The organism is Blastopirellula sp. SH421 (assembly GCF_057808535.1).
Genome location: NZ_CM173712.1, coordinates 536,619 through 549,083, shown reverse-complemented (window position 1 = coordinate 549,083; position 12,465 = coordinate 536,619). Strand labels below are relative to the sequence as shown.

General features: G+C 55.3%; 7 protein-coding genes. 5 read left to right on the top strand and 2 right to left on the bottom strand.

The features are described from left to right. Nucleotides 1-64 precede the first annotated feature (64 nt). From SH421x_RS02235 to SH421x_RS02225, 3 genes are all read left to right on the top strand, one after another. Nucleotides 65-1,633: an RHS repeat domain-containing protein gene (locus SH421x_RS02235; RefSeq protein ID WP_488853688.1), complete on the top strand. Its 1,569-nt coding sequence runs from the start codon at nt 65-67 to the stop codon at nt 1,631-1,633. Nucleotides 1,634-3,880: 2,247 nt separating this feature from the next. Beyond that, the gene (locus SH421x_RS02230; RefSeq protein WP_488853687.1) at nt 3,881-4,279 is read left to right on the top strand and encodes a hypothetical protein; all 399 of its coding nucleotides are present in this window, start codon (nt 3,881-3,883) and stop codon (nt 4,277-4,279) included. Nucleotides 4,280-6,255: 1,976 nt separating this feature from the next. Then, the gene (locus SH421x_RS02225; RefSeq protein WP_488853686.1) at nt 6,256-7,821 is read left to right on the top strand and encodes a hypothetical protein; all 1,566 of its coding nucleotides are present in this window, start codon (nt 6,256-6,258) and stop codon (nt 7,819-7,821) included. A gap of 3 nt (nt 7,822-7,824) precedes the next feature. On the opposite strand, the gene SH421x_RS02220 is transcribed toward SH421x_RS02225, so the two are convergent. Continuing rightward, complete coding sequence (locus tag SH421x_RS02220) at nt 7,825-8,211, bottom strand: CoA-binding protein (protein ID WP_488853684.1); 387 nt, start codon at nt 8,209-8,211, stop codon at nt 7,825-7,827. Between the two features lie 20 nt (nt 8,212-8,231). Then, complete coding sequence (locus SH421x_RS02215; RefSeq protein ID WP_488853683.1) at nt 8,232-9,461, bottom strand: hypothetical protein; 1,230 nt, start codon at nt 9,459-9,461, stop codon at nt 8,232-8,234. Between the two features lie 219 nt (nt 9,462-9,680). On the opposite strand from SH421x_RS02215, the gene SH421x_RS02210 reads away from it, so the two are divergent. Further along, nucleotides 9,681-10,688 carry an exonuclease/endonuclease/phosphatase family protein gene (locus SH421x_RS02210; protein ID WP_488853682.1) on the top strand — a complete coding sequence of 336 codons (1,008 nt, stop codon included), beginning with the start codon at nt 9,681-9,683 and terminating at the stop codon, nt 10,686-10,688. A gap of 210 nt (nt 10,689-10,898) precedes the next feature. Continuing rightward, entirely contained in the window at nt 10,899-12,389 is a 1,491-nt protein-coding gene (locus SH421x_RS02205; RefSeq protein ID WP_488853681.1) for a transglutaminase-like domain-containing protein, read from the top strand. The last annotated feature ends 76 nt before the right edge of the window (nt 12,390-12,465 follow it).

The following is a 12,465-nucleotide window of genomic DNA, read 5'->3' as shown; positions in this document are numbered from 1 at the left end:
CGATAATACCAATCAGCTCGTGCGTGAACAGCGCACCGATGGCGCCTAAAGGAGACCGCCGCCAATGGCTTCGTACGACCTGACTTACTCTTACGACGGCGCGGGCAATCGCCTGGCGATGGTCGATAATTTTACGTCCGCCGTCACCAGCTACGCCTACGATCCGGCGAACCAGTTGCTGGAGAGCGAAGATGACGATGGCGTCACCTCCTATCTGTACGATCCCGACGGCAACCGCACCCGCAAAGAAACCCCCGTCACGCTGACCGAGTACGAATATGACGCCGCCGGAAGGCTGGCGCTGGCCGAACCGGTTTCTGGCGCCGTCTCGTTCGTATACAACGGCCGCGGCCAACGGATGCGCAAAGAGACCCCGACTGAGTCAAAAAACTTTCTCTACGATTTCGAGCGGCTGCTCCACGAATACGATGGCAACGACGATTCGCTTGAGCACGAGTATACGTTTGGGCTAGAGAACTACGGCCAACTCGTCAGTGAGTACGACGAGTTCGACGATACCGACACCTATTACAACTACGACGCCCAGTGGTCGACCGATGCGCTGCTGGACGAGGACGAACTCGCCACCAACCGCTACCAATACCGGGCGTTCGGGCTGCAGCAAACCCATGTCGGCAGTTCCGAAAACCCGTTCACCTTCGTCGGCAAGCAAGGCTACTACCGCGATTCAGAGCTTGACTTCTATTTCCTCGGCATGGCGGGCAACTCCACGCGCCAAGGGGGCCGCTTCTACGATCCCGATGCCGGCCGCTTTGTTACGCAAGACCCGCTCGGCATAGCCGCTGGCGATATCAACTACTACCGTTATGTCAAAAATAATCCAATCAATGTGATTGATCCCAGCGGCTTGGCGCCAAGTGTCCAGGGGATACCAATTCTCAGCTCCGCTTTCCAAGAAAAATACCTGTTTGGCCGTTCGTGCTACCAGGAAGCGGCGCTCTCCGTCAAAGAAGTTGGCGAGAATTTTGGATACGTTTACTTCAATTACGAGTATAAGCGAGGTTTTCAAGCCACCACTAGCAAAAAGGGCTCCGCGCTACTTGGATATTTGCCTTGGAAAGGTGCCGACGACGCCACATTGGCGAACGCTGCCGAATTGGGCGTCACACGTGTCCTGCCAGGCAGCGAATCAAGCGGCAGCGGATGTTCTGGCGCGAATATCTCAACCACATTGCCCCTCTCTAAATTGGTGGATGAAGCGAAGAATCAGAAACACACGGTATTTGGGTTCGACTTAAATCAGGACTATCCTGATTCTGTTGTTCCGAGCGCTTCGTACTACCTGTTCGGCGCGGGACAAACCGGAATCCAGAAACGCGGAATGGCAATCGACACATGGTGGGCCAAAAAGAGTGGCAACGCAGATTGTTTCGGCTGGGAAAATGTCGAAGGCGCCGCTGGCGCTGCGTTTGCCCGGAGCATTCGAGAGAATAGCGACATTTTTTTGCAGCACTCTCAGAGTAGTGACAGGAAAAGAAGTTTGTCCAATATTTACGAAGCTTGCGACAAACTGTGGCGACTTAAGAAAGACGATCGGCAATGTTGCCGACTGGTATCCGACGCTCTATGCCAGGGGCTCGGAAGTCTTCAAGCTTTTCACCGATGGGATTGATAACGGCCTGGCAACGCTTAAAGATAAATCAAAACTACTGAGCGTTTTGCAAGATGCGATAGTGGACTATCTTGGCCTTGAAGGCGTTGATTTAACGAAGCTTTCCACTGCTCTCATCAACGGCGCATACGACTTCCTCGAGCGGAAATCCATTGACGATACGCTGTTTGGAAAAGTCGCTGATGCAATTGATCCGGTGTTAACGTTCTTTAAATCGACGCCCAGCAATATATTTGGCTGGATCACGGAAGTGCTTGGAGCCACGGTCCCAGAAGGCGTGCTCATGGCTGGCTATGGCGTCGTAAAATCGTTTGTAGACGGTGGATTCGACGGCGCTAAAAAGTATGCCGAGCAAACCTTCGCCGGACTTACAGACGACGTCACGACTTTCTTTAAGGATTTCAAAACAGGTATTGCCAAACAGCTTGAGGCGGTAGCCGGCGGAACGTTTGAGTTTTTGCAAAACACGGTCACCAACTACATCGAAAAAACAGTTCGTACTGCCTTGTCCGGCCCCATTGGGCCGCTTGTCGAATTTGTGCTGGTAGCGCTAGACACGCTTGGAACCGGCTGTGGAGAAATTGGCGCCTTCCTGGAACTTGTTATGGGGGCATTCAAATCGGCATTGAGCGATCCATCGAAAGCGGCGTCTAGTATCGGCTCAGCAATCGTCGCCGGCGTAACAAAAATTGCGAAAGTAGCGATCGCCGGTCTTGCGAAACTCCTGAATTTTGATCTTAAGGACAAGATACGTACGGTTCGTGAGTCCATTGAAACTAAAGCCAAGGAGTTAATTAAAGCGGCGGCGACCAAACTGTGGAATGCCATTAGCAAGTTCTTTGGGGCCTCTCCAAGCGATCCAACCTCCATACCAGCTACGCAGAAAGTCAAAGGATACGGATATAGCGGCGGCAAGCGAGTCGTTGTTTCCGCGTATGTTGATAATAATGGGAAGACGCACTTAAGCTGGAATCCGGATTGCGAGAAGGACAAGGTAAACGAGCGAAATTCACATGCCGCAATTGCGACCTGCAGCGGGACTGAATGTGCCGTTCCCTCAGGGAAAGCAGGTGGTGACGAGAACGCTCGTCTGACGAAGTACGAGACGACGATCGCCAGCCTAAAGAAGCTGGTTGCGGAAACAGATAACCCGAACTACAGACTATGTTGCCTTAGTTCTCCTGGAGGCAGTTGCTTTGTCGCTGGCACGCTAGTCCGGCAGACAACTGCAAATCATCCGATCGAACAGGTCCCGCTGGGAGCCTATGTCCACTCCCTCACCGCCGCCGAGCGATCCGAATTTGGCTTCGACGCCAGTTGGATGTCCGGGATCCAGGCCGACGATCATCGCACCATTCGTTTGCGGATGGAAAAACCGGGCGGCGGTTGCGTTCACGTTCAGTTGCTCCGCAGCGTCGACTGGGTGGAAACGCAAGCCTGCGTCGCTGGCGAGACGATCTTTCTCAGCATGCCGGAACTGGGCGCCGAAGGTATCGCCAATGTGCTGGCGATCGAGGCCTGCCCGCCGTTGGAGACGCTTCCGCCGGACTGCGATCCCAGCGAATACCGCCTGGTCACCGGCACGATTCAACACGAGTCAGGCGAAACGCTCGACCTCAAACTAACCAGCGAACCAGCCCCAATCGGGGTCACTCCGTCGCATCCCATCTGGTCCGTCGACCAACGAGACTGGATCTCCGCTGCCGATCTGAAGCCAGGCGAAACCGTCAAAACCTTGACGGGCACGGCCCAGGTCGAAACGATTCGGGAAAGGGAAACTGCGGAGCCGGTTTACAACATTGAGGTAGAAGTCGACCATGTTTACCGGGTCGGCGAGAGCGGAGTGTTGGTGCATAATGCGTCTTGTCCATGGTATCATGGGACCGACAGCGTGAGTGCCGAAAACATTATTACAAATGGACTGAATAAGATAGATTTTCTCTCCGCCAAGCCAGATGATCAACGAGGGGTCTTCGTAACGCCCATTTCAGATGATGCGGGAGATTACGCACGGTTGAGAACTTTCGACCGTAACAACGAAACGACCCCGACGGGTACACGCACGCCCGTTATCCTCGTAGCTGAAGACAAGGACATCGGGCAGTTCTTGCAGCCCGTTCCCTACGGGATCGCTGGAGAAATGATGATACCAGTTGCGGATTTCCCACGGGTTACTAAAAACGCATTCAAACTAAGTGGTATCACGCCGTAGCCACAGGTCAATAGTGACATTTGGAAAGGGAAGCGATGGCAGTTATCTATCTGCTGCTCGGCGATTCGGAGCGACTGGATGTACCGAGCGTAGTTGCTGGGCTTCAATCACAGTTTGTTGGGACAAACATTATGGCAAGCAATTCGTTTGATGCGGAACGGACACGAGCAAAAGCATCAATGGCTGAAATTGCTGCCGGATCAACTCCGATCCGAAACCCTCAACGGATTCTTCAGAGGATCACAAGCAAGGAAAAGGCAATGGGGCCGGGCGTGGATATTTCGATTCCTATTGGTGCTTCACGCTTATGCGGACACATTTGGGGTAAGAATATTATGCTATCATCGGACGCTCCGCTCTCTCCAGAAGAGGTCGGCTTAATAATGTCGTTTCTTGAATCGCTTGGCGTTGGTACAGTTGAAGTTGTGGGCTGAGAGCTTGCCAGGCTTTCGTAAACCCATCATCAGGAGGGCTTATGAGCGATTCCGTTCTTGTGGGCGTGAGGATCACGGATGAGTCAGGGCTTTCGTTCTTCGGTGTTGACGAAGTGAATGCAGCGTTGAATTCGGGAAAAAGGGTAACGGCTATTGAACCAAGTCGCGTAGGCTGGGTTAGCCGAAAGGCGTAACCCAGCTGTCATTTCGCATTGACAAACTCATCGCCGTATCGCTCATTGGCGCAGCCCCGATCGCTTGCGTATTCACCGAGTTTGACGTAGCGAGAAAAGGAAGATCAAGACCCTCTCAACGAGCTAATGCCAAGCACAGCATGGAAGTGGCCTGGCAACAGGACCATCGCTTCCCGAAGAACGATTACTCAGGACTCCGTCGCTAGCGCGACGAGCGCCCCGGGCTACTTTATGTCGACCCGCTGGGCCTTGGTGTAAAGATGCTCGGCCAGGCGTTACCGATTTGCGGCTTGAATCGACTGGCCGCTTTCCCAACGCTTCGATCCGCTTTCCCTCGGCTCGCGCCTTTTGAGGTTGCACTATTCGACCCCCAAAAAATGGAACGCGGTAAAGCCACGAAGAAAGAACGGAAAAACGCGGTCGGAACTAAGTCGAAAACGTTCACACTAGCCCGCAGCGCCAGCGAGGGAATCCGCTTGGCGATGCCAACTCGGTCTGAACTAGCGACCGGATTCCCTCGCTGGCGCTGGCGGGCTAGTGTCCTAGCGGTTCGAAATAGCGCAACCTCAAAACTCGCGCCCTCGGGCTAGGGGGGACAATCGTCCGCTCTTCGCCCTCTTGATTCCCGGCGAGAATCCAAATTCTTATCTTGATAAACACCAAGGATATTGATACAATCTAATCACACATTAAAGTGCGCCGTGCGGCCAAGGGATTTCAGTTTTGGCAGGGCGTCTCTGCAAAGACCCACAACTTCACGCGAGGTTGAGGGATTTGTTTGCTGCGCGGGATGTGGCTTTGGGGGGTCTGCTATTCAGTGGGAGAAAAAACCTTGCGGTCCACAGTCCACTTGGATTGCTCAGAAAAAAACGGTGACGAGTCCAGTCCACATTGTGAAACCAGTCACGAAGTTTGAAATCTGAATGGCGGATTGATTGGGAAGCGAAGTAGTCCAGTCATCAACTCAGAAAAAAAACAGGCCGAGGTCCAGTCCACTCTAAACACTCAGAAAAAAAGTTGTCCAGTCCACAGTCCGCTGTCCTGCTGGGGGAGGAATGCTCGGAGAGGAGCGATCCGTGGGGCGGCGTTTCGCGCGATGCGCCCATCCTTCCGCTTTACTCCAGTCTGAGCGTGCCACCCAATTTATGTCCTTTAGATGGGAGAGCCGACAAAAAAAACGTTGGCGAGTCCACTCCACCTGGGGAGTCCACTGTCGAATGCCCAAAGACGAGTGTCAAACTCAGGGGTAACCTCTAGCGGCGATGTGAGGTATTCAAGCTTTGTCATTTCTCTGGAACCGCAGTTCCCTGGCTCGCGCATTCGGGCTTCGAAGATTGGAGGCATGCAAAAAAAACGCTCCCCGGTCCGGTCCGCTTTCCGCTTTCATTCGCCATTGAAAAGCTAGGACCATGTTTCTGTGGCTTGCACCGCGACTTACGATTCTTTGTTGTTCGTGCTCTGTGACACACGGTGCAGCTGTTTTTGGGAAGCGATGGAAAGCATCGCACCGCTTAGGCCTTATTCTGGCTGAATATCCGCGATTCGTTGGCTGAGGCGCGATACTCGTGTACAGGCCGCCCTGTTTGCGCAACCCCAATTTTAATAACGGCTTACGGCATTGTTCGGCCCCCACGGCAGCGGGCCTTGTTCTTGCATCTGACGCAAAAACCAATATGCTGAATAGATTGACCTTGTTCCCCAACCTGACTTGGATGCCACCGCGATCGCTCGGCGGCGGTTCCGATATGCGCACCCGCAACCTGGCTCACGCCGAAAGTAACGATGCGTGAGATCCTGTTTCAGTACGAAAGCATCAATCCCTCGACGTGGGCTTATGTCGCGTCGCTGCTGGCGATCGGTCTGTACTTCAAGTTCAATCGGGTCTGGAGCGTTCGTAACCTCGACATCTTCCTGATTATCTTGATGGCGCCGGGGATGCTGATGGTCCACTTTGGGCAGCAGCAGATTTTAGAATCTTCTCAGTCGGCGATTGCAGCGATCAATCCTGACGCTTCGCCCGACGATCCCAACTCGCAGCTACCGCTTCCGCCGACGGCCGAGTTGTCAAACTCGTTTGATCTGGAACCCGGCGAAGAACCGGCGCTGGCCGAAGTAGTCCCGCTACCCGAGAATCCCTTGGAAGCGGATGATCAAGAAGCGGCCCGCACGGCGACGCGTGACATCGGCCGACAGCTTGAAAAGTATGGCTATATCTGGCTTTTCTGTCTGAGCGGATTGCTGGTCGTGCGGCTGTTTATCGATCCGACGATGGTTCGTCGTCCGATGCTGGAGCCGAATCTGACCGTGGGCGGCATGACGTTTATGAGCATCGCCCTGTTTATCTTTTTGATGGCCAATATCCTGGTCGGTCGTCCCAGCGACGCCGACGTGCGCGGCATTCGCGCCGCCGAGATGATGCTGGCCAGCGGCGACTCTGAAGAAGTCGAAAAGTCATTGCGGCACTTTGGGCCTGGCTATCGATTGCTGAGCTTCTTGCCGCGGATTCCGACTTCGCAGTTCGCCCAGTCCGAACCGACCACCAACGAAGATGCGCGCAGCCAGCGGATTATCGTCATCCTGACCAAGCTTGTCGCGATCTTGTCAAATCTGGCGATGCTGGTCGGCATGGTGCTGATCGGCTATCGACACTTCGAGAATCTCTCGATGGGAATCGGCGCCGCGCTGCTGTACCTGTTGGTTCCGTACACCGCGCTATACACCGGCCGCGTTGATCACGTGTTGCCGGGTGCGCTGCTGGTCTGGGCGATCCTTTGTTATCGCCGCCCAACCTGGGCTGGCATCTTCCTGGGCTTGGCGATCGGAACCGTCTATTACCCGCTGTTTTTGCTGCCGTTGTGGATCAGCTTCTATTGGCAACGAGGCGTCGTTCGGTTTGTGATCGGCGTGACCGCAATGCTGCTGTTGCTAACGCTGACGTTAGCGCTGGTCGCGCCCAACCTAACGACGTTCGTCAATCAGTTTAGCGCGATGTTTGGCTTGTGGAGCCCGCGTAGTGAAGGCTTTACCGGCTTTTGGAACTACTTCATTTACTCTAACGACTTCCGCATTCCGATCTTGGCGGCGTTCGTGATCTGTGCGTGCGGGCTGGCGTTTTGGCCGGCGCAAAAGAACCTGGGGACGATGCTTAGCTGCAGCGCCGCGATCATGCTGGCCGCCCAATTTTGGCACGCCAATGACGGGACGACCTATCTTGCGTGGTACATGCCGCTGTTGCTGCTGACCGTCTTCCGACCGAATCTAGAAGACCGCGTTGCGCTGCATGTGATCGGTGAAGGCTGGTTGCCGCGGCGCGTGTCGCTTAACAAAGAAGCCAAGAAAGCGGCGTAGCGGTTACTGATCGCCCAACTGCCGCGGCGACATACCGACGTCGACAATGCTGCAGGCGTGGATTGGATCAATGCCCAACTCGCGTGCGCGAGCGAGTAGCTCTTCACTTTCGGCGCCGGGATTGAAGAAGACTTGCTTGGCGTCGGCGGCGGCGATTTCCGGTAGCAACGTGATCCCGATCTGAGGATGCAGATAGACGCTGATTCGGTCCAGCTTGTCGATCGGCAAGTCGGCGAGTTTGGCGTAGGCCTGTAAGCCTTCGATCTCGCCGGCCTGAGGATTGATCGGGTAGACGTCGTACCCTTGCTGCAAATGAGCACGCACTGATTTGTTGCCAAACTTGGCTCGATTGCTGCTGGCGCCCAAGATAGCGACGGTTGGCTTGCTCATCGGTGTTGATCCTTACGAGGTTAATTTCCGCGCCGAGCTTGAATGATCGGAGTGGCCGAGACTTGCTGCTGCGTGTGCCAGGCTTTCCAACTATCGGCGATATATCCGAAATCTCTACCGCCGGTCAGCTTGCGGAGTGCGTTATAAACGCCGGGGTTTTCGACCCAGGCGATCACGTGCGTTGATTGCGAGGTCTCTACAATGTCATCCACGGTTCTCATCTGAAAAGTGGGTCTCGGCCCCGTGACATCAAAACGTTGAGTCGCCGGCAAACGCGAGTAGTGATAGACCGCATTTCGCTCGTAAGGCCTGCCCGCGAAATCCTTGCGAAACTCACGCACGATCAAACGTGTGCGCAACGCATTGGCCAACGGCAGCACCGCCGATGGATACTCCAGCGCCGCCAGGCAATCGGCGGCGCGATTGACCAGGTTGTTGTCATACACATCCAGAAACCGAGCATACCGCTCAATCATGGCCGGATGTCGATGCTTTAAGACTTCAAGCATGCACATCTCGCGATGATCGGGGTTGTTTTGATAGACCGAATGATTGAGCAAAAAGCCGAGCGCCACTTGCTGATCGAGGTTTCCCAAGGTTTCGATATAAAGTCGCTGCAGCTTGATGTTGTCTTCACGGCTTAGCAGACGAATCAAACCCTCCATCGCCATCGGATCACGCAACTGGGAAAAGTCAATCTGATTCTCACGTTCGTGCGGCGTGCCGAGCGAATCGCGCCAACGGAGCAACTTGACGCGCCAATCGACCTGCGCCGCTTTGATCAGTCGTCGTTCCTCTAGCAGCTGTACCTGCTGATGCATTCGCCAACGACCGTTGTAGCGGACAAAGCCGCGCGACTGCATATAGTCTTCGCGCTGGACCCACTCGCCGCTGCGCTGCTGGTAGCCGAGCAAAGTGCGGGCTTGCAGATGATCGGGGTCCAGCTTTAGCAGTTGCTCGCAATGGAGATTCGCTTCGTCATAGAGACTGTTTTGTCGGCACCACTGAACCAGATTCCATTGATCGATCAGGGTTGGCGCGGCACGCTTGGCTCGATCGCGATATTCGGCTAACTCTGGCGGCTCCTGCTCGATATCGGCAATCAGCTCGGGAGCCAGCTCGATCACCCCTTGCGGCAAAACGATCCTTCGCGGCGCATCGGCATCGTCGGACGACTCTTGCAAGTCGCCTAACAACTTTCCACCGCTCACCAAGATGACGGTGTCGGACCATGCCGTTTGTGCCGCCATGGCCCAGCATGCCGTTGCTAGCAACCAGGTAAACCGCATCGATTCTCCCACGCGTATGGATCTCGAACAGCCCTTCCAAGATAGAGCGAACCTCTAGCCGATACAACGAAAAGGAGTTTCTCGGCTCCAGAAATTGCCGACGAAATTCTCCAGAGTTTCCTGACCGGCGCCGATGCCGCAGACCTTGCCTAACCGGCGCATTATTCTGACCTGGAGCACATGGTGAACAAAGCGAGCGGACTAGCGTTGGCCGCGATCGCCTGCGGAGCGACCTGGTTCTTCTTTCAGAACTTTCGCGTCGAAGGGCTGGATGCCCTGAAAGTGGTTCCTCGTGACGCAACGGCATCCGCCGATGCGTCTGGTTCAAGCTCCAGCCAACTGGTCAGTACCCGCAAAGCGCCGATCAGCCGCGGCGGCGAGACAATCCGGATCGCGTCGTTCAATATTCAGGTCTTTGGCCGCAGCAAAGCTGACAAGCCGCATGTGATGGCTCGACTTGCGCAAATGGTTCGCCAGTATGATGTGGTTGCAATCCAAGAGATTCGTTCACTCGACCAATCGATCTTGCCTGAGTTTGTCGATCAAATCAACACGGCGGGACGTCACTACGACTACGTGATCGGACCACGGCTAGGTCGAACCGATAGCAAAGAACAATACGCGTTTCTCTATGACACGGCCAGCATCGAGATTGATCGGACGCAGCTTTACACCATTGACGATCCCGGCGATGCGCTCCATCGTGAACCGCTGGTCGCTTGGTTCCGCGTTCGCGGTCCCAATCCAGAGCAAGCGTTCACCTTCACGCTGGTCAACATTCATACCGACCCCGACGAGGTCGAATCCGAAATCAACGTCATGGACGACGTCCTGCGAGCCGTGCGCGGCGATGGTCGCGGCGAAGATGACGTCATCCTGGTAGGCGACTTTAACACCGACGAACGTAACCTCGGAGAACTCGGCAGCCTGAGCGGGCTCACATCGGCCGTCACCGGCATGATGACCAATACCCGGGGATCGGCCGCTTACGACAATCTCTATTTCACCTTGCCGGCAACCAGCGAGTTCACCGGCCGCGGCGGCGTGCATGACTTCGTCCGCGAGTTCAATCTGTCGATCGATGAAGCACTAGAGATCTCCGACCATATGCCGGTCTGGGGCGAGTTCAGCATCTACGAAGGAGGCATCCCCGGCAAGATTGCGGCGGCGCCGCGAGACGCGCGGTAGGACGAAAAGCACCACGTCGCTACCCATGCAGACCTATGGCGCTGACGCGACAAAGCGGGCAGCCTCAACGGGTCCGCCAACGCGAATACGACAGACCTCTGCGCAAAATAGAGAGTCGCCGTGCCGGGCTACTTGCTAGGATGGGAATAGCCCGCGAACTTCCCGTCATGCCAAGCCTCCCCTGGTCTCTCTTTCTTGGAAAGCTCGCCCATGTTGTCGGCTGTTCTGCGCATCGCTTTGGTCGCTGTCATGATTGTTGTCGCATCCCCTATTTGCTCGGCAGAAGATGTACTGCCGCAAGTGCAGCAGTTAGAACGCTCAGGCGACTACCAGCAAGCCGCAAAAACCATCGACGCCGCTCTGGCACAGCCGGACCTCACCGCATCAACGCGGCAGGCGTTGCTGTTCGAGCGCGATCGCCTCCGCCGCATTCGGCGCGACTTTTCGCTGACGCACAGCGACCTGCAACACAAAGTCTTGGAAGGGGTCAAAGAGGCGACGCCTGCCGAATTCAATCAGTGGATCGACCAGGGGCGTTTTGATTATCGCGACATCGACGGCGCCCGTTATTACATGCGATCGAGTGTTCGCAATCTCTTTTACCGCGATCCCATGCTAAACGATCGCCGCACTCCTCCGGCCGATGACCCTGTGGTCCAACGCAATCAGTTAGAACTTTGTCGTCAGATTCGCGCCGCAGCAAAAGCCCAGCAACGTCCTTATGTGCTGACGAAGCAATACGATGTTCACTTTACCGCAGCGGTCGACGCCGACGCAGCGCTAGGCGGAGCGACGATCAAAGCCTGGCTGCCGATCCCGCGTGACTTTCCGTTCCAGCGTGACTTTCACCTGATCTCCAGCTCGACTCCTCCACTTGAGATCGCGCCGGCCGACAGTCCGATTCGCTCCGCCTATTTTGAGCAAACCGCCGTGTCGGGCGAGCCAACTCGATTCAAGATGCACTTTACTTACGCACATGACTGTATCCGCTTTGAGCTGGATCCGGCCATCGTAACTCCTTTCAATGGGCAGGATGCTGAGGTCGCCAAGTTTGTGGAAGAAGGCCCTCATGTCGAATTTACCCCAGAGCTGATTGCGCTGTCCCAGCAGTTCGTCGGCGACGAGAAAAACCCGGCGATCATCGCACGTAAGATCTATGATTGGATCGGGCTAAACATTCGCTATAGCTTGTCGATCGAGTACTGCACGATTCGCAATCTCAGCGACTACTGCCGCGCGAAAGGTTACGGCGACTGTGGCCAGGAAGCGATGCTGTACATCGCGCTCTGCCGACTTAACGGTATCCCGGCCCGCTGGCAGTCAGGCTGGACGATCTTCCCCAATCGACTGAACATCCACGACTGGTCCGAGATCTATCTAGCGCCCTACGGCTGGGTTCCGGTCGACGTCTGCCGAGGTCTTACCGCCAAGCAAAACATGCCGCACCTAACCCCAAGCGAACAGCAAGAAGTCGCTGATTTCTACTTTGGCGGGCTCGATCCCTATCGCATGGCCTGTAACAGCGATCATTCGCAAACGCTTGCACCCGCCAAACTGGCGGCCCCCTCCGATAACATCGACTTCCAACGGGGCGAATTTGAGGCGGGCGAAACGAACCTCTACTACGATTGCTTCACGTATGATTTTGAGATTGAAGAAATCAGGCCTGCGACGCTCAAAACAACCGCCGCGGCGAATTAGACGCGACACCTTCCTGTCGAAGCAACGCAAACAAACGCCCACAAACGATCCATAAACGCCTAGATTAGCGACACGA